This window comes from Streptomyces sp. NBC_00704, from assembly GCF_036226605.1.
GTDB lineage: Bacteria > Actinomycetota > Actinomycetes > Streptomycetales > Streptomycetaceae > Streptomyces.
On record NZ_CP109000.1, the window covers coordinates 1 to 17,230 of the forward strand.

Consider the following 17,230-nt stretch of genomic DNA (forward strand, 5'->3'; position numbering starts at 1 on the left):
CGCGGTGACCGCGTCCTCGCCGTAGAGGCGGTGGCCGCCGTTGCTGCGTTCCGGTTCGGCCAGCAGGCCGCGCCGCTCGTAGTAGCGCAGCGTCTGGATGTTCACCCCGGCCGCCTCCGCGACCTGCCCGCTGCGCAGACCCGTGCTCACCGCTGCTCCCGGGCAGCGGCCGTCTGTGCGGCCAGGGCGTCCAGGACCGCCTCGTGCGCCTGGTCCACCGAGATGTCCAGACGGAGCAGGTCCTGGCCGGGGGTGGTGGTGAAGGTGAAGAACGAGCAGCAGCCGCTCTCGCGTTCCACCAGGTCCCGCACCCGCTCTTCCACACCTTCTCCGCCGGCCAGGTCAAGGCGCAGACTGAGCGGCTGGGGCCTCGACATGGAGGTCAGCCGCTCGGAGAACAGCGCGTCCCACTCCGCGACCCGCAGGGGCCGCTCCTCGGGGGGCAGCGTGCAGGACTGCGGCACCCACGCCAGGTCGTTCATCGCGCTCACTCCCGTCATCGCGTCCCCTGGGCGGGGACATCACCGACGGTAAACCTGTACCTGGGTACCGGATGCAAGCTCGTGAGCATGCGCCTGGTCATTCGTGGCGGGCGAGCTTGGCCGCGGAGACGAGCAGGATCGCGGCAAGCGCCGGGATGAGCACCAAGTCTGAGAACATACCCAGAAGCAGCCCGCCCAGCACGGCACCGGCGATCGAGCCGGCGGCCATCACCATGGTGAAGCGCAGGTTGGCACCGAGCACCGCGAAGCTGCCGTCACGGCTGTAGCGGGCGAAGGCCACCAGCGGCGGCTGACCACGCGCTGATCCGCCTGGCCATCATCAGGGCCAAGGGGCTCGGTCAGCGGCGGCGGAGTTCCTCGGACCAGTGCCGGAGCTGGTCTTCGAGGTTGAGGTTGTCGCCGCGAGCCACGGTCTGCAGCAACTGCGCGCACACGGTCGCTTCGGCTGCAAGGCCGACCGGACTGCCCAGGACGGGGAAGGCGTCGTGGACCCGGGCGGCGACGTCCTCCTGGAGCAGCGAGTAGGCGTAGAGCGTGGCGGCGTCGAATCCCTCCGGAGCGCGCCCCCATCCCTCCCAGTCCAGAAGCCGCAGCGGCGCCGCGGTGAGGTTTACCCAGTGCAGGTCGGAGTGGGCGGCGGTCCAGCGGGTCACGGCCGGGGCCGGGATGCCCACGAACTCGGGGATCGCCCGGTCCATGTACTGCTGCCGTACGGCGACGCGGTCGGTGTCGACGGCCGCCACCTTCTCCAGCGTCCCGGCGAGGTCCTCCCACCAAGAGTCGGGTAGCTGGAGGTCGCGCTGGAGGACCGGGTCGTCAGACAGGACCGGCTCATCGACGCGGGCCGACAGTTCCGCCCGGTAGGCGGTGGTGTCGTCGACGGTGTCGTGGACGGCCAGGAGGGCGGGCGTCTCCGTGGCAGGAGCAGGGTCATGGGCGACGTCGTAGTCGCGGGCGAAGCGGTTGGCCTCGAGAGCCGAGCCGGACATGCTGTGCAGCCAGAACCCGTAGGCGACCGACTCCATCTGCTCTGGCGACAGGTACAACACATGCCGGTTCGTGCCCTGCTCGCGCCGGGCCCCGCGCACCCGCTCCGCCAGCCCGGACGCAGGCGGCACCCGCAATTGGTCGGCGAGGGCGACGAACAGACGCAGCGCGGTCATCTGCGCCGGGATCAGCTCCACCCGTCGCAGCCCCGGCCCGGGGTCGTCCGGGGCGGGCTGGGGACGTAGACGGCTGTAGACGAGAAGGGCATGACCGCACGGGGTCGGACGCGCCGCCCATCGCACGGGACGGCCCTCCCACGCCGACAACTCCGCACGGTCCTCGCGGCCCGCCAGCTCCACCAGTCCCCGCCCGGCGAGGTTGAACACGCGCTGCTTGACCGGGCGCAGGTCCCCATCCAAGGCCCAGCCATGGCCGGCTGTCTCCTGCCGGTCGGCCACCTCCCGCAGCACCGCTACGGCCCTGTCATCGTGCAACGTCCCCACCCCCAAGCCACGGGATCACTCGTCCGCGTTGAGCGGTCCCAGCAGGGCAACGGGCGCCGGGGCGCTCAGGTCACTGCCGCCAGCGCGCGTGTGTGGCCGCGCCGTCGTCAGAGGCCGGCGTTCGCGATGCGGCGGATCCTTTCGCGCAAGCGGAAGCGCGGGATTGTCCGCGGCACGGTCGGCGACTTCAGAGGGTGGCTGGTCTGCATCGCTCCTCTGGGAATCGTGAGCGGCAGATGATCAACAGCGCCGTATCGGCCAACCCGCACCAACGTCCTGGTCCTGTCCGGACAACGGGGCGACCCGGGCGCCGGGCGCGTCCCACCCTGACCGGACTGCCCGGCGATCACCGCACCGGCCTGATCCGCCGCCGCACCCTGGACGGTGTGCTGGGCGATCCCACCCAGCACCACCGCGAGCACCCTGTACGGGAACTACCAGAGGTCGATGGGGACTGTCCGCGACCGCTCCCACAGCGGGCGGGCATGCCCAGTCCCCTCGCAATGAAAGCACTGGCCAGCCACGGGTGTGCGGGCGCCGGGAGTGCTGATGCCGAGGGTGCCGATGGATTCCCGCAGGAACTTGGTGAGGCCTGCGATGTGGCCGGTGTGCAGCGCCAGTTACTGCCGCCTGCCGACCGTGACCTCCAGCTCGATGTCGGGCACGAGAGCGAACTCGCCGATCCGACTGTCCCCGGAGAGGCCGCGCGTCACCATATTGATCAGTGCCTGTTTCTGAACTCACCCGCTACCAAAGCGAGTTGCTCGGCAGTCAAGGGTTGCTCCTGATTGCAGAGTTGGGGGTATGGATGAGACGGCGACGGTTGCTGCGTGGGACTGCCTGCGCTGGGCTGGTGAGCGTTCTCGTCGCGGGGACGGGATGCACGGGCCTTTCGCAGGGGGCAGAAGGGCCAGCCATGTCGGCCGCTGCCCGGTCCTACCTGTCGAAGGTGTTGGACATCATGGAGAAGAATGCGCTCCTGCGCCATCAGGTCGAGTGGACAGAGGTACGCCGCCAGGCGTTCTCGCAGGCCCGGGCCGCGCAGAAGCCATCAGACACCTACGACGCGATCCGCTCCGCCCTTCGGACAGTCGGCCACGGGCACAGTTCCTTCGTCGAACCCAACCAGGTGGCAAAGAGGATCGAAGCTCCGCCCGACTCCTCCTTCCGAGGGCCGGAGGCTCGCTCGCTGGGGGGTCACCTGGCCTACGTGTCACTCCCCGCGGTACAGGGATCTGACGCGGTGTACGAGCGGTATGTGCGGCAAGGCCGTGAGGCGGTCGCTAAGGCTGACCGTCCGGGGGCGTGCGGCTGGGTCGTGGACCTGCGCCATAGCCGTCGTAGCCCGCTACAAGTTCACCGCGCAGGGCATGTTCCGCGAGACGGCCGAACATTCTCGCGTTGTCGGTGAGATGCGCGAGGACGTGGCTGCGTGACCAACCCGGAAGGGCGGATGCCTCGGTGACCTGCTGGTCGCTCAGTCCGGCCACGAGCCTTTCCAGTGTCCGGTGGGCTTCGATCACTGCTGCGACAGGAGGTTGCATGACCCTCCGTCCTACAGGGCCGGGCTCTGGTTGAGGACTGCCGGGGCCTGGGCAGCGAGTTCCTTCAGTGGTTCACCGCTCAGCCGACATACCGTCCACTCGTTCAGCAGCTCCACGCCGAGCGACTTGTAGAAGTCGATCGTCGGTTCGTTCCAGGCCAGGACCCACCACTCGAAGCGCTCGTAGCCGTTCTGTTGACAGATCGCGGCCAATGAGGCGAGCAGAGCCTTGCCATGTCCTCCACCTCGGGCGTGCGACCGCACGTAGAGGTCCTCCAGGTGCATGCCGCGCGTGCCGGTCCAGGTCGAGAAGCGGGGGAACCACAGGGCATAGCCCACGGCCCGCCCCGTCTCATCGTCCTCAGCGATCAGTGCGGAAGCAGCGGGGTGTTCTCCGAACAGCGCGTCGCGGAGCTGCTCCTGGGTTGCTTGGGCCTGCTCGGCAGCCCGTTCGTACTCAGCGAGTTCGCGGATCATCGCGCGGATCTCCGCGATGTCGTCCACAGTGGCGGCCCGGATCATGCCGGAGATCATCGGCCACCGTACCGAGCCGTGTCCACCCGATTCCGCGCCTTCTCCGCGGCGTGAACCCGACGGTGGTCTTCGCCTCGACGGGGGATCTGCGGAACACGTCCGCAGCTGGGCCGACAAGAGCCTTGCGGCGCATCAACACGCTTGTCGATGCTGCCTCGATGATGACTTCCGTCGTTGCGTTCGTCGGTGCGGCCTTCCTGGTCGCCATGGTCCCAGGGCCAAGCACGGTCGTGATCCTGCGCCGAGCGGTGGTGAACGGCCGGAGGACCGGCATGGCCACGGTCCTGGGTAACGAGTGCGGGGTGCTGCTGTGGGGCCTGGCCGCGGCCTTCGGTCTCTCCGCCCTACTGCTGGCCTCGCAGGTCACCTACGACGTCATCCGGATCGTCGGCGCCGCGGTGTTGCTGTGGATGGGAGCGCGTGCCTTGTGGCAGTCGAGGCGAGCTGGACAACCGGATCAGGGACCAGCGGAAACAGCCGCGGTGTCGCTTCGGCGGGCGTACTGGCAGGGCCTCGTCACCAACTTCGCCAATCCGAAGGCCGGCGTGTTCGCCGTGTCCTTCCTGCCGCAGTTCGTGCCGCATGGAGCCCTGGCTTTGTTAGTGAGTTACGGGTTCTGGCACAGATCTTGGGGACCGGTCGCAGAGGGTGACAGTGTCGTTCGATTGAAAGGGTGATCACGAGCCCGGCTGTCCGGCTCGAGCACTCACCTCGTAGCCTCCGCGTATGACTGCTGATCCGTTCCAGTGCCGCTGCGTCCTCTGCCATGACTACGGTGACCGAGACGAAGCGGACTGCATGGATCTGACGATCAGCGAGAACGTGCAGCGGCACGGATGGCACGTCGTGATGGTTCCCGAGGACGACATCGGTCCTGGATTCGCCTACACGATCGGCCTCGCGCACACTCACAGCGCACCTGAACCGGCCATGTTCGGACTCGATATCCACGTCATGCACCGCATTCTCAACAGGCTCGGAGAGAAGTCCGCCGCAGGCGCTGTACTGGCTGACGGCCAGAGACATCCTGACGTTGTCGACGGTCACCAAGTCGCGCTCATGCGGGTTGATCTGCGCTGGTACCGGACTTTCTTCGGACAGGCCATCGGGTTCTACCGGCGGCCTCCTTTCCCTGTGCTGCAAGTTGCGTGGCCTGACGCGGATAACCGATTTCACTGGGACGAACTGGCTGAGGTGAGGCATCGGGGGTCACAGCCTCAGTTGTGGCTGCCACCGAGTGAGCACCCTGTCGGGATCTGGACGACCGAACTCTGACTCCGTGCCGGCCAAGCAACACCGTGGCGAGAAGCTACTGGAGCAAGATCATCTTGCGGAGCAGCTCGAATCCGGCTCGGCCGTAGAGTTGCCGCTTGATCTTCTTGATGCGGTTCACGGCGCCCTCGATGCTGCCGGAGCTCCAGTCCAGGCTGAGCCCGGCTGTCACAGCGTCGAGATCCCGGAGCAGGTGGAGCGCGAAGCCAGTGAGGCCGGGTAACTGTTGGCCTCGACTGCGTCGATCCAGGCAGGGAGCGTGGAGCCGAGGCGGTCGGTGAGTATCTCGCCGAAGTCGTGGACATGCCCGGCGGCCTTGTCCAGTTCGGGGCAGCGGGCCAGGACGTCCTTCATGCCAGCGCGGTCGTCCTCGCTCAGCGCGCTGGGGTGCCGGGTGAGCCAGCCGGTCACCTGCCGCACCGTAGGCGGCCGGGGCGGCGCCTCGGACGGAGCGCCACGCAACGTGGCGATGTGCGCGCGGACCATGCCGTAGGTCAACTGACGACCGGCTGGTCGCAGGAACTCGTCGGCGGCACTCTGTCCGGCCTGGTCCTCTCCGACCGTCTCCGATCTCGACTCTCCCTCGGACCGGCATGGGTCCCCTTCCGCCCGAGCTACCTGTGGATTCCCCCATGCCACGACGTGATCCACGCCGTCCACAGCGGCGGAAGCCTTGTGCACTCCAGATGATGAACGGCGCCAGCTGGAGGGCGCCCCTCGGCTGGACCGTGTCGGAGCCCAGTGGCCCGCTCGAGCCGTTTTCCGTCGACGTGGTGCCGCTCGACACCCGGCGCTCGGGCGTACCGCTGACGCGCCGGGAGGAGGCCCGCCTGGCGGCCGCCACCAACGAGGCGTTCGGGAGGCTCATCACCGCCGGCATCGACTTCGCCGTTCTGGCAGTCACCGCGCCCAAGGGCCCGATCACCTTCGGGCCCGCCCTCAAGTCGAAGGACGACGTGCTCCGTGAGCGCGCCGAGGCCGTGATCCGGCAGTGGGAGGCCGACGGTCGCCCACTCAGCGTGATCTATCTGCCAGAGCCGATCAAGTTCCGGTCGACGCCCGGCGCCTGGATCGACACGGCCGCGCTCGAGAAGGAGCTCCGCCGCCGGTGCCGCCTCGTCCTGGATGCGACGGTCGTTCAGCGACTCTGCAACGCAATGAGGATGTCGGCTTGTGACTTCATCATGGCGGGGTCCGCCTGCGGCATGAACGTGCGCTTTTTCGACGCCGGGAGCTGGCTGCCGATGTCGGCGTCCGCCACGGCGGTAACGGTCGCCTCGCCTGCCCGGACGGTTGTGATCAAGGAATACGTATCGGACGTGAACCCGTCGAGGTCGACCGTCCAGTGCATCCGGAAACTCACCGAGGTGTCGCCCAGCGCGTCCTGACTCGCCACGCGTTCGATGTCCGCAGTCGCGGGCGTGCCGTCCGAGCCCATGAAGGCCGACGACGGGCAGGCCGTCAGAGCCTTGTTCAAGGAAGCCAGGTAAGCCTCCGCGCCTTCTGGGCGGAAGCTGGAGAACGTGAGGGTCTCGGTCGGCGGGGCGAAACCGGAAGACGATATAGGGACCCAGGCGCTGGCGGCGGACGTGGTGGGAGTGCCGGCATGTGCATTCCAGAGCGGTAGGCACGCTTCAGGCTTCACACGTGAGACGCCTGGTCCGGCGGCGGCGCTCGACTTGGGCGTGCCGGTGACCCTGTAACCCGGCAGAGCCCCCTCCACTGGCAGCGCGGCCGCCAACTCGGCAGCGCCGAGTGGGCGCGCGCCCGCAGACGGTGTCCTCGAACGATCGGAAGACGTCCCCGACCGGGGTTCCGTATCGTCCGGCCCTGAAGAACAGCCTCCGACGAGAAGAAACAGGGCGCCGGCTGCTGCCAGGGCCAAGGAGGAACGATCTCGGTTCGGCCACATGCAGATCCCCATCATGAAGTGTCGAATGGCACGGAGTGTACGCACTGATCAACTTGCGCCTGCCGGTCATGTGGCGGGCATCGTCCGTCGTCGAGGAGAGCGGTGCACGATATGTCCCGTCGCCAGGGCGGGACTTCGCTTACGACCGGGCTGCGCGACGGGAGGTGTGGTCGTCGTCGCCTGATCACCTGTCCATGATCGGACCCGCTGCGCCGGTCCGGAGAAAGTTGCGCGACTGCTCCTCGATCTTCTGATTCCGGGCGCGGCCGGCAAGGAGACGGCGCAGGCGGCGGCAACAGCGGCGGCGGAGCCGGAGCCCGCCGCGCCCTCCGACTGAGTCCGGCCGTGAACCCTTTCGGGGGCTGCGGGTAATGAGGGGTGTCGCCCATCGACCGATGAGGTGACAGCCCGTCGACAGACACGGAGACCGTGTGAACAGTCCACCCGCCAGATCCGGCGACGACGCCCGCGTCATCGCCGACTCCCTGGACCGCCCCGAGCTCTTCGGCGAGCTCTACCAGCGGCACGCGGCCGTGATCCACCGGTACGCGGCCCGTCGGCTGGGCGAGGAGGCGGCCGAGGACATCACCGCCGACACCTTCCTGAGCGCGTTCCGCACGCGCAGGCGCTACGACCTGGCGCGTCGCGACGCCCGCCCCTGGCTGTACGGCATCGCCGCCAACCTCATCGGGAAGCAGCGCCGTGCCGAGGTCCGGGCGCTGCGCGCGCTCGCCCGCACCGGACTCGACCCGGTGGCCGCGTCCTGGACCGACCGCAGTGACAGCCGGGTCACCGCCCACGCCGCCCACGGGCTGCTGGCCGGTGCGCTGGCCGGGCTGTCGCGGGGCGACCGGGACGTCCTGCTGCTGGTCGCCTGGGCCGACCTCGGCTACCAGGAGGTCGCCGAGGCCCTGTCCATCCCGGTGGGCACGGTGCGCTCACGCCTCAACCGGGCCCGCAGGAAGGTCCGTCACACCCTCGGGGGAGCCGACCCCACCCTCGTACACGACGCCACGGAGATGATCGGCCATGGATGAGATGACGACTGTCCGCGGCCTGCGGGCCGACGCTCCCGTACCCGACCACGCCCGGCTCGCCCCGGCCCGGCAGCGCCTGCTGGCTGAGATTGCCGGGCCGCGCCGCGACCGTTACGGCTGGCGGCTCAAGGCCCTGGGCGCGGTCGCCGCGGTGGTGGCCGCGGCGTCGCTGTCCACGGTGACGCTGCGAGCGGACCACTCGGCGCCGGCGAAACCCGCACCCCGGCCGAACCAGTGGGTGTACCAGCACGTCCGGATGGACGGATGGCAGTGCGCCTACACGAAGAGCGGCGGCGAGTACAGCGAGATCGGGGTGCTTGATCTGTCTCCCCACGCCGGGCGGGCCTGCAGCGCCACGCCGACGAAGTCCCAGTTGTCGGACCGGTGGGTCCGGTACGACGGCAACGCGTGGGCGGGACCGGGCTGGAGAGGGAACAGACCCGACGCCGCCCTCGGTCATCACGCCTGGGAGATGCTCGCGCCGCAGGAAATGGACGCCCTCGTGGCGACGCTCCCCGACGACCCCGACGCCGCCCTGCGGACAATCCTGAAGAAGTCCGTGCCCAGCCGGTCGAGCAGCGCGTGGCGGCTGACCCAGGCCCAGCGCGACTTCGACGAGATCCTGGAGGTCCTCTCCGGATCCGCCGACCTCCCGCCGGACAAGGCGCGCACGATCCACCGGATCATCATGGGCCTGGACGGAGTGACCGAGCCGGTGAAGGTGACCGACGGGGCGGGCCGGACCGTCCTCGCGATCGGCGTCGACGGCAACTTCCGTGACTACTCCTTCCAGCGCAACGGCATCCAGGTCCTGCTCGACCCGGAGACGTACGCCTACCGGGGCGTCCGGTGGGTGGCCGGGCTCGGCTACTACGCGGGCGGCAAGGCCTCCGGGGGGCCGTTCATCGCGAAGGGCACGGTGATCGCCATGGAGACCCGCGTCGCCACCGAGATCGTCGACGGGGCGGGGAAGCGCGGCTGACGACCACGCCACCTCGGTCGCCGCCGCGTGGTCAGGCGGCCCCGGCCAGCAGGCAGTTGACCAGATAGGTCAACTGGGCCGGGGTCCTGGCGTCGGCGCACTCGCCCCCCGCGATGGCCACCCCGAACTCGCACTCCAGCCAGCCGGTCGTCTCCAGCAGGGCCGGGGAGTCCTAGCCCAGGTCGGCATCTGCTCGCCGCCGACCCCGCGGCCGCCGTGGATCACCGCGGACTGAGGGCGCCTGCCCCTTTTTCGGCTGGTGAAGCTACAGGACCTGGACGGCCCGCAGCGCCTGGTCCACGCGGTGCATGGCGTCGGCGTCGACCGGGCCGAGACACTTCGCACCGTCTCGGCACCGTGTGCATCGCCGTCGTCTGGCTGCCCGGTGAACAGCGAGACGGTGACGGCTACCTGAATGCCGCTGGACTGGTCTAGGGCGGTGATCGACTCCTCCCACGTCCGGGCCGCCCGCCGGGGCCCAAAAGCGGTCCCAGCCCGGTCGACCGCGCACGGCCGGGCAGCAAGCACCACGTCCTCACCGACGGACAGGGGCATCCCGCTCGCGGTGTCCCTGACCGGCGGGAACCGCAACGACGTCACTCAGCTCCTGCCCCTGCTCGACAAGGTGCCGGCTGTCGCCGGGGCTGTCGGCAGGCCGCGCCGACGGCCCGACATGCTCTTTGCCGACCGCGGCTACGACCACGACAAATACCGGCGCCTCCTGCGCGAGCGCGGCATCCGGCCGGCGATCGCCGAACGGGGACAACCGCACGGCACCGGCCTGGGCACCGTCCGCTGGGTCGTCGAACACACCATCGCCTGGCTCCACGGCTTCCGCCGACTCCGCATCCGATGGGAGCGACGCGACGACATCCACGAAGCCTTCCTCGGCCTCGCCGTCTGCCTGATCACCCACCGCCACGTCCAACGCCTATGTTAGCCTCGCGCTTTCATGAAGCGGGCTGTCCGGCAGGCGGTCAGGAAAGCAGAAAGTGCCTCTGACCAGCAAGAATGAGGATTGTCGAGGTCCTTGTTCCTGCCACCGCCGGAGGCACTTCCCAGGTGAAGCACTCTATCGGGTCCTATCCCCGTGTCCGCGTCCAGGACGACGGCCGCCAGGTCGTCTCCCAGGCCGGGACGGTCCTGCTCGTCGAAACGGCCCGCAAGTCCGGTCTTGACCAGGTCATATCGGCAGCTCTGGCGCCGTGGCGCAAGCCGCGGGCCGTCCACGATCCCGGTAAGGTCCTCCTGGATGTCGCCCTGGCGGTCGCACTGGGCGGGGACTGCCTCGCGGATGTCGCCATGCTGCGGGCCGAGCCGGCCGTCTTCGGTCCGGTTGCCTCCGACCCGACCGTCTCCCGCCTGATCGACACCCTCGCCGCCTCCGGCGAGAAAGCTTTGCAGGCGATCCGGTCCGCACGCTCCGAAGTCCGTGACCGTGTCTGGTCGTTGGCCGGTGAGAATGCCCCGGACACCAATGGTCAGGTCGTCGTCGATCTTGACGGCGTCCTCGTGATCGCGCACTCCGACAAGGAGGACGCGGCCGCGACCTGGAAGAAGACCTACGGCCACCATCCGCTGACAGCCTTCGTCGACCACGGCCCGGGCGGAACCGGCGAGCCGGTCGCGGCCCTCCTCAGGCCGGGGAACGCGGGCTCGAACACAGCAGCCGACCACATCACCACCGCCCAGCTCGCCCTGGCCCAGCTGCCCAAGCGCTACCGGCGAGGGCGGCAGACGCTGATCCGCACGGACTCCGCCGGCGGCACCCACGACTTCGTGTCCTGGCTCGCCAGGCGAGGACGATGGCTGTCCTACTCGGTCGGCATGACGGTCACCGAGGCGATCCACGAACACGTGCTGAAGGTCCCCGCCCCGGCCTGGACGGCGGCCGTCGAGACCAATGGTGAGGTCCGTGACGGGGCCTGGGTCGCCGAGCTCACCGGCAAGCTGCTGGACGGCTGGCCGGAGGGCATGCGACTGATCGTCCGAAAGGAACGACCCCACCCCGGAGCCCAGTTGAGGATCACGGACGCGGACGGCATGCGGATCACGTGCTTCGCCACCAACACCGCCGGCCGGCCGATCGCCGAACTCGAGCTCCGCCACCGGCTGCGGGCCCGGGCCGAGGACCGGATCCGGGCCGCCCGGGCCACCGGCCTGCGCAACCTGCCCCTGCACACCACAGCCCAGAACAAGGTCTGGCTCGAGATCGTCCAGATCGCCCTCGACCTGCTGGCCTGGATGCCCATGCTCGCACTCACCGGCAAGGCCAGGCTCTGGGAGCCCCGCCGCCTGCGGCTCCGCCTGTTCACCGCGGCCGGACAACTCGTCACCACCGGCCGCCAGCGGATCCTCCGCCTGGCCCGGCACTGGCCCTGGACCGGCCACATCACCGCCGCCCTCGAACGGCTCGCACTCCTGCCGAACCCCGGCTGACCAGCGGATTCACCCATCCCTACGACAGCCCTTCACTCCCCGGAGCAGTGGAACCCGGCGCCGCCCCGAGACGACACTCGGGCCCTCGGCCTGCCCACCCCCAACTCACGGCACGAAAACGGGCCACCGACTCCGTCGGCGGCCCGTCACGAAACTTCGAGGTTAGGAGTTCTTAGTGGACGTTAAGTCCGATCTTTCTCGGTTCGTGATCGCTCGATCGAGCCGATGATCACGGCCTGGAAACAGGACCGGGTGGCACGGTCAGCGACCGGAGATCCTGGATCCTGTGATCTGCGGGAGGTCGTGAACGTGATCTTCTATCAGAACCGGACGGGCTGCCAGTGGCGTTATCTGCCCCATGACCTGCCGTCCTGGTCGGCGGTGTTCTACTACTTCGGCCTGTGGCGCCAGGACGGGCTCGACCAGCGGATTCAGGAACTCCTGCGCTGCCAGGTACGGGAGAGAGCCCGGCGATTAGAGGACCCGTCCCTCGTGATCATCGACACCCAGTCCGTCCGCGCGGCCGCGGGTGTCCCGAAGACCACGACGGGACTGGACGCCAACAAGAAGGTCTCGGGCCGCAAGCGGGGACTGGCCGTGGACGTGCTGGGGCGTCGAAGCCCTGGTCCTCACCCTGGAGCGGCAACGCTGAAGAAGCTCAATGGTTATCTCGAACCTGCATTTCCCACGGCGGGCTACAAGGACCAGTTCCCCGGGTAGACATTGATTACTCTTCTCGGGATTACTGACCTGAAGAGGGAAATCGATTCAGTGATCGATTCCAACTCATAGAGCGAGCGAAGAAACTCCCGAAAGTTCGACTCACAAAAGTTCGAGAGACCAAAAATAGCGAGAATAAGGGGAGTCTCATCAGCCTCAACCACGTCCGCATAGCAATCAAGAAACGCGTCCCAATTTTCGCCGTAGTATTCTGGAAACTTATAAATCTTGCCGAGCAACACGAGGAATTTATGCTCCGTGACAACATTTGTCGCGTCAACCTCCAGAAGGTCGACACCGGCGCCGCCAAACTCACCTCTAATTCGCCTATATTCTTCTTCCTTAATCAGGAATGGACGCTGTCCTATATTGAGGCTCGCCGCTCCGAGGTCTTCCCACCGGGCCAGCCTTCGACGTGCCGCGACCACATAGGGGTCGTCCGTATCGGCGGGAGCCGACCTCAGCAGCGCCCACTTTCCTCTCGCGCCGTTATCTTCCATACCGCCCACAGTTGCACTCTTCCCTAATAGGTGTCCACGAGCCGGACTTGTAGTGGGGCGTGTATCAGGCTTCACCCCTCTGTCCGATGACGATGCGCCCCATGCCGCCCCGCCTTGCGCCAGCCTCAGTCGGCCAGACGTCCATCTCGGTCCAGTAACCGAGAGGCTTATCACTTCCGCCACCGGGGATGTTGTGCCCCCGATATACGCCGACGTTGTCCACGTCGATACCGCCTTGCATAACGCCAGCCGGAGGCTTACCGGTCTTATCGAAAGCATCTACAACAGTCTGTATCTGATCATGCAGGTAGTCGTCAACCGCCTCGAGATTCAGCGGGCAGCTGTTGTGAACGAGAACGGGGGCCGCACCTACCAGCACATAGTACGTGTGGAGGTCGCCGACTGTGAGGTTCCAACGGTTGGCGGATCCCGGTGTGGGCCGCGCGGAGATGACGTAAGCGTGGTGGCCGGTGGCCGTGTTGAGAGTGTCGCCGCGGTGGAGGTCACCGGCGGGGACCCATGCGTGAGTGGAGTCGTTCCAGAAGGGATGGTTGGCGGTTGTGTGGAGAGTGGCGGTTTTGCCATCCTCGCCGCGAAAGGTCAGATCGAGCAAGTCGTAGTCGCGGTTGAGCAACACGTGTTGGACCGTGCGGGCGCCTACGTGCTTGCCTGTCTTTTGATCGGCTGCTTCGACCTTGTCGCCGACCTCAATCTCACCGATGGGCTCTGTCTTGCCACCCTCCATGATACCGGCGTGTCTGGTGAGAAACTGCATGGACGGCCTCGGGAGCCGGACCCTCGGGAGCCGGTGCTCCCCTCTCCGAACCTAATGCCTTCGCCAGCGGCCAGAGCCATGACGAAATCGTCAGCAACCCCTAGGGCGCGTTCCCAAACCCGGGCATCCTTCTTGCATTCTTCCTCATTTATGACGCAGTAGGTGGCAGCAATCTCCTTTGCTCCGGCTACATCATCCGGGTGGTCAAGGTAATAGGAATATGCACGATTACAGGCGAGGCGGCCGTAGCAAACAGTTTCCGGTTTACCGAAGACATTCGTTTGCGGTGCCCAGTAACCGCCCCCCGTGGCTGTGAGCTTGTTACTGCTGAACTGATAGTAGGAACTCCCCAGCCTTCGCGCGTTGTTTGACGACGGGGTTGTTGAAGCTACCCAGCCCTGGTGTGTGCCGGCCTTACTGTTACTGGGGGTGCTACCCGAGTTGGCGTGGTCACGCATCGCGGCGTTGACGCTGGCCCTGTTTCCCGGTGTGGCATTTATGCATGACGGGCAATTACGTGTCGGGCAGTCAGGTCCTGCGCAGAGCCCGGAGGGGTCACTGTTCGTGATCGGATTGCCTGCGGCGTAAGCGTAGCCGGCGAGTTGTTGGTCGTCAGTGGTTTCGAAAAGGGGGTCGAGGCTGGTGAAGCGGCCGAGGGTGGGGTCGTATTGGCGGGCGCCGAGTTGAGTGAGGCCGGTGTTCGCGTTGTCGGGTGCGTTGAGGAAGCCTCGGTTGTCGATCCAGGTGACCGCGGTGCCGCGGGTGCCGCCGTAGGGGGTGAACTGGCGCCATGTGGGGGTTTGCGCGGTGGAGTCCAGGTAGAGGCCGCTGGTGCCGTGCGGGTCGCTGATCTGGAATTTGTAGTTGGTGCCGGTGCCTGTTCGCACTACGGTGCCGCCGCCTGGCAGAGGTCGTGTCCAGGAGTGGCCGGTGGTCGCGATCGGAGCTTCAGAAGGCGGGATCGGCCGCTGCGGCCGGCGCAAGGCAGTTCGACCGGGACGCCAGGTGCTCTACCAGTTGGTCAGGTCCACGAGGAGATCGCAGTGTGGGTCGTCCGAGGACGGCCTGTGGTGCTGGGCTTCCCCGATGAGGCTCGGAAGGGAGGCGATCAGGGCGGTGGTCGTGTCGGTCAGGCGAACGTCGACACCGACGATGCCTGGGCGGTCGGGACGCTGCACGTACAGGCGCAGCAGGCTGTGCTCCAGCATCAGGAACCCGACCAGGAAGGGGTTGTCCTCGTCGCCTGGGTCGGACAGGGCGCGTACGACGGTGAGGGTCTGGCCGTACTCGTCTTCGGGGTCCGGGGTGATTTCCTCGGGGTGGAGGCGGATGAGTGTCATGCCCATGGTTTCGCTGATGTCGCTCGTCCCGTAGAGCTGAGTGCCCGTCAGCACCGTGCGCAGGAGGCCGGGGATGTAGTACGGGGCAACGGTGTCGTGGGGGATCTCGTAGAGGAAGGTGGTGCCGTCCTCGTTGTCTCCGGCATGGACGGCAACACGGACGGCGCCGGGGGCGGGCAGAACTCCGTGAAGCCGGCACCCCTCGGCCAGGGGGCTGTTGAGGTAGTACAGCAGCAGACGGCTGACGGCCGCTTGCTGCTCACGGTCTTCAGAGTCGATCACTGGTTCATCCATGCGGGACACTTGTTGTGGGGCTGGTTGCGGCAGAAGGCATTGATGACGCCGATCTTCTGTCCCCGACCGGCATCGTACTTCTGGACCGTTGTCTTACGCGTGTACTGAACGATTACCACGAACTTGACCTGGGCCGGGTGCCCGCCGGTCCTGATGGCGACACCGTCGTACTCCAGGCGTCCGTGACCGTTGTCCCGGTCGACCTTGTCACTGCGGCGACCGACGGCAATCCGTGCGCCGACGCGCTGCGGGAGCTGGGCGCACGCTGGGACTGCGTGTTCACCGCTCTGCCTGGCGTCAGCGCGACGGCGCGGATGGTGAACGAGGAGCGGTGACCGGGCGTGCCTGTCGGCCGGAGCCCCGAGTGGCAGAGCACAACGTCCGGCATTTGAGTGGTCGCGTGCCTGTGCTCCGTCCGGGGTGGGCTCCATGACGGGCACCCGTCGTCGCAGAACTCCTTCTACACTCGAACAGGTTCGGCGCACCCAGAGAGGAGTCTCCAGGGTGCCGGAACCCGGTGCCAGCTTCATTACACCGCGGCTATGCCCTCCATGCCGGAGTCGGCGAAGGCGGGCAGACCGGTGGCCGTGGTGACCTTGGTGAGGGAGCCGTTCTTACCGACGCGGAAACCGTCGACGGTGCCGGAGGTGCCGTTCTGTACGTACAGGAACTTCTCGTCCTGTGTCACCGCCAGGTCGATGACTCCCTGGGACATGGCTGACGGCGGGGTAGCGATGCCGACGTCGTTGGTGAGCGCGAGCCTGCCGTGCCGGTCGGTACGGTAGCCGGTGACGGTTGAGTTGCCGGTGTTGCCGCCGTAGAAGAAGTCCCCGGCACGCTCGAGCCAGCACAGCGTGTTCTGGCCGTTGGTCAGGGGCCTCTGGACGACCTTGAGGCTGCCGTCAGCGCGCACCTTGTAGGTACTGACCGTCGACTTCTCGGCCTCTGCCACCAGCATACGGCCCGCCGTATCGAAGGTGACCGCGAACGGCACGCCGCCGGCCGAGTCGTTGATCTTCGCGCGATGCGCGGGGCGTCCGTCGGGTCGTATCGGGAACACCTCGATTGTGTTGGCCGACTTCGTGGTGACGACCAGTTCACGGCCGCCCGGAGTGAAAACAACCTGGCCGGGCGAGCTGCTGAACAACGGCACCTTGTCGTTCTTCAGCCCCAGGGAGCGATATGAACCGCCCAGCGGCTTGAGTCCGTTAGCGGTGATCTTGAAGCCCTGGACACTGCCTGCACCTCCCGCGTTCATGACGTAGGCGAGGTTGCCGGACACCGCGATCGACGAGGGGAAGTCTCCGCCCGAGCGCACCACATGCCGGTCCGTCAGCTTCTGTCCCTCAACCCTGAACGAGGTCACGGTGCCGCTGCCCGCGTTGACTGCCAGCAGCAGATGCGAGCTGCGGTCGTAGACGAGTGAGCCCTGGGAGGCGAGGGAGTCGGTGGGTGCGTCGACCTGGTCGCCGCCCTGCCCGCCGGTCGCGTAGGTGTTCGAGGCCGTCAGCTTTCCGTCCTCGTCGCGCTTGAAGACATGGATGGTGTTTCCGGCGAGCTCGTTGCCCTGCACGAAGACAGCGTGGTCGGCTCCCGCCTTGGCACTCTTCGTTGTCGCGCTTTCGCCTGCGCGGGGGACTTCGTCCGCCGAGGCGATGGCCACCGTGGTCGCGACCGCCGCCGAGGCGAGGATCCCGGCCCCGGCGATGGTCATCCGGACCTGCGTTTTCGACCTGCGCCTGTTGTGCCTGCTCACGTCTGACTCCTCGTACCTCGCCGCCACCACCGGCCGGTGACGTGCAGAGCAAGAGTCGCCTGTGGGGCGGATGAGTTGAACGTGTTTGGTCTCTGCGTCAGCTTCTCGTAAGAACTTCCGCTCGCCCCGGAAG

21 protein-coding genes and 1 pseudogene are annotated in these 17,230 nt (G+C 67.3%); 10 read left to right on the forward strand and 12 right to left on the reverse strand.

Annotated features, from left to right (window positions below; translation table 11 throughout):
* The 4 genes from OG802_RS00005 to OG802_RS00020 form a co-directional block, all read right to left on the reverse strand.
* Nucleotides 1-150, reverse strand: a 150-nt coding sequence (locus OG802_RS00005; RefSeq protein WP_329416863.1) for a MerR family DNA-binding transcriptional regulator, incomplete at its 3' end; no start/stop codon positions are given.
* A complete protein-coding gene (locus tag OG802_RS00010; RefSeq protein ID WP_329405929.1) occupies nt 147-500 on the reverse strand; it encodes a hypothetical protein in 354 nt (117 codons plus the stop codon). The genes OG802_RS00005 and OG802_RS00010, both read right to left, overlap by 4 nt.
* 79 nt (nt 501-579) lie before the next feature.
* On the reverse strand, nt 580-783 hold the full coding sequence (locus OG802_RS00015) for a hypothetical protein (RefSeq protein WP_329405930.1): 204 nt from the start codon (nt 781-783) through the stop codon (nt 580-582).
* A gap of 58 nt (nt 784-841) precedes the next feature.
* The gene (locus tag OG802_RS00020) at nt 842-1,984 is read right to left on the reverse strand and encodes a DUF6417 family protein (protein ID WP_329405932.1); all 1,143 of its coding nucleotides are present in this window, start codon (nt 1,982-1,984) and stop codon (nt 842-844) included.
* Between the two features lie 512 nt (nt 1,985-2,496).
* Here OG802_RS00020 and OG802_RS00025 point away from each other — a divergent pair.
* Entirely contained in the window at nt 2,497-2,781 is a 285-nt protein-coding gene (locus tag OG802_RS00025; protein ID WP_329405933.1) for a hypothetical protein, read from the forward strand.
* A 495-nt stretch (nt 2,782-3,276) separates the two neighbouring features.
* Here the strand turns inward: OG802_RS00025 and OG802_RS00030 are convergent, their stop codons facing one another.
* Together OG802_RS00030 and OG802_RS00035 are read right to left on the reverse strand one after the other, a co-directional pair.
* A complete protein-coding gene (locus OG802_RS00030; protein ID WP_329405935.1) occupies nt 3,277-3,537 on the reverse strand; it encodes a maleylpyruvate isomerase N-terminal domain-containing protein in 261 nt (86 codons plus the stop codon).
* Nucleotides 3,538-3,548: 11 nt separating this feature from the next.
* The gene (locus OG802_RS00035) at nt 3,549-4,058 is read right to left on the reverse strand and encodes a GNAT family N-acetyltransferase (RefSeq protein ID WP_329416864.1); all 510 of its coding nucleotides are present in this window, start codon (nt 4,056-4,058) and stop codon (nt 3,549-3,551) included.
* Nucleotides 4,059-4,192: 134 nt separating this feature from the next.
* On the opposite strand from OG802_RS00035, the gene OG802_RS00040 reads away from it, so the two are divergent.
* Nucleotides 4,193-4,747 (forward strand): LysE family translocator, encoded by a 555-nt coding sequence (locus OG802_RS00040; protein WP_329405937.1) that lies wholly within the window; start codon nt 4,193-4,195, stop codon nt 4,745-4,747.
* 49 nt (nt 4,748-4,796) lie between these two features.
* Nucleotides 4,797-5,345 (forward strand): DUF4262 domain-containing protein, encoded by a 549-nt coding sequence (locus OG802_RS00045; protein WP_329405939.1) that lies wholly within the window; start codon nt 4,797-4,799, stop codon nt 5,343-5,345.
* Between the two features lie 165 nt (nt 5,346-5,510).
* Here OG802_RS00045 and OG802_RS00050 read toward each other — a convergent pair whose 3' ends face one another.
* Nucleotides 5,511-5,753, reverse strand: a complete 243-nt coding sequence (locus tag OG802_RS00050; protein WP_329405941.1) for a hypothetical protein — start codon at nt 5,751-5,753, stop codon at nt 5,511-5,513.
* Between the two features lie 278 nt (nt 5,754-6,031).
* Between OG802_RS00050 and OG802_RS00055 the strand changes: the two genes are divergently transcribed.
* The 6 genes and pseudogenes from OG802_RS00055 to OG802_RS00080 form a co-directional block, all read left to right on the forward strand.
* A complete protein-coding gene (locus OG802_RS00055) occupies nt 6,032-6,730 on the forward strand; it encodes a hypothetical protein (RefSeq protein ID WP_329405942.1) in 699 nt (232 codons plus the stop codon).
* A 955-nt stretch (nt 6,731-7,685) separates the two neighbouring features.
* Nucleotides 7,686-8,291: an RNA polymerase sigma factor gene (locus tag OG802_RS00060; RefSeq protein WP_329405943.1), complete on the forward strand. Its 606-nt coding sequence runs from the start codon at nt 7,686-7,688 to the stop codon at nt 8,289-8,291.
* Between the two features lies 1 nt (nt 8,292).
* Nucleotides 8,293-9,273 carry a hypothetical protein gene (locus OG802_RS00065; RefSeq protein ID WP_329405945.1) on the forward strand — a complete coding sequence of 327 codons (981 nt, stop codon included), beginning with the start codon at nt 8,293-8,295 and terminating at the stop codon, nt 9,271-9,273.
* A gap of 415 nt (nt 9,274-9,688) precedes the next feature.
* Nucleotides 9,689-10,213 carry an IS5 family transposase gene (locus tag OG802_RS00070; RefSeq protein WP_329405947.1) on the forward strand — a complete coding sequence of 175 codons (525 nt, stop codon included), beginning with the start codon at nt 9,689-9,691 and terminating at the stop codon, nt 10,211-10,213.
* Nucleotides 10,214-10,335: 122 nt separating this feature from the next.
* Complete coding sequence (locus tag OG802_RS00075) at nt 10,336-11,712, forward strand: IS1380 family transposase (RefSeq protein WP_329405949.1); 1,377 nt, start codon at nt 10,336-10,338, stop codon at nt 11,710-11,712.
* 225 nt (nt 11,713-11,937) lie between these two features.
* Nucleotides 11,938-12,324: pseudogene (locus tag OG802_RS00080) on the forward strand (transposase); the annotation flags it as partial.
* An 83-nt stretch (nt 12,325-12,407) separates the two neighbouring features.
* Here OG802_RS00080 and OG802_RS00085 read toward each other — a convergent pair.
* From OG802_RS00085 to OG802_RS00100, 4 genes are all read right to left on the reverse strand, one after another.
* Nucleotides 12,408-12,932 (reverse strand): barstar family protein, encoded by a 525-nt coding sequence (locus tag OG802_RS00085; RefSeq protein ID WP_329405951.1) that lies wholly within the window; start codon nt 12,930-12,932, stop codon nt 12,408-12,410.
* Nucleotides 12,933-12,996: 64 nt separating this feature from the next.
* Nucleotides 12,997-13,707, reverse strand: a complete 711-nt coding sequence (locus tag OG802_RS00090; protein ID WP_329405953.1) for a polymorphic toxin-type HINT domain-containing protein — start codon at nt 13,705-13,707, stop codon at nt 12,997-12,999.
* Nucleotides 13,590-14,594: an RHS repeat-associated core domain-containing protein gene (locus tag OG802_RS00095; RefSeq protein ID WP_329405955.1), complete on the reverse strand. Its 1,005-nt coding sequence runs from the start codon at nt 14,592-14,594 to the stop codon at nt 13,590-13,592. Before OG802_RS00095 ends, OG802_RS00090 begins: the two co-directional genes overlap by 118 nt.
* Before the next feature lie 123 nt (nt 14,595-14,717).
* Nucleotides 14,718-15,329, reverse strand: a complete 612-nt coding sequence (locus OG802_RS00100) for a hypothetical protein (RefSeq protein WP_329405957.1) — start codon at nt 15,327-15,329, stop codon at nt 14,718-14,720.
* A gap of 26 nt (nt 15,330-15,355) precedes the next feature.
* Here OG802_RS00100 and OG802_RS00105 point away from each other — a divergent pair, with 26 nt between their 5' ends.
* On the forward strand, nt 15,356-15,676 hold the full coding sequence (locus OG802_RS00105; protein ID WP_329405960.1) for a hypothetical protein: 321 nt from the start codon (nt 15,356-15,358) through the stop codon (nt 15,674-15,676).
* Nucleotides 15,677-15,870: 194 nt separating this feature from the next.
* Here the strand turns inward: OG802_RS00105 and OG802_RS00110 are convergent, their stop codons facing one another.
* Nucleotides 15,871-17,097 carry a lactonase family protein gene (locus OG802_RS00110; protein WP_329405962.1) on the reverse strand — a complete coding sequence of 409 codons (1,227 nt, stop codon included), beginning with the start codon at nt 17,095-17,097 and terminating at the stop codon, nt 15,871-15,873.
* Nucleotides 17,098-17,230 lie beyond the last annotated feature (133 nt).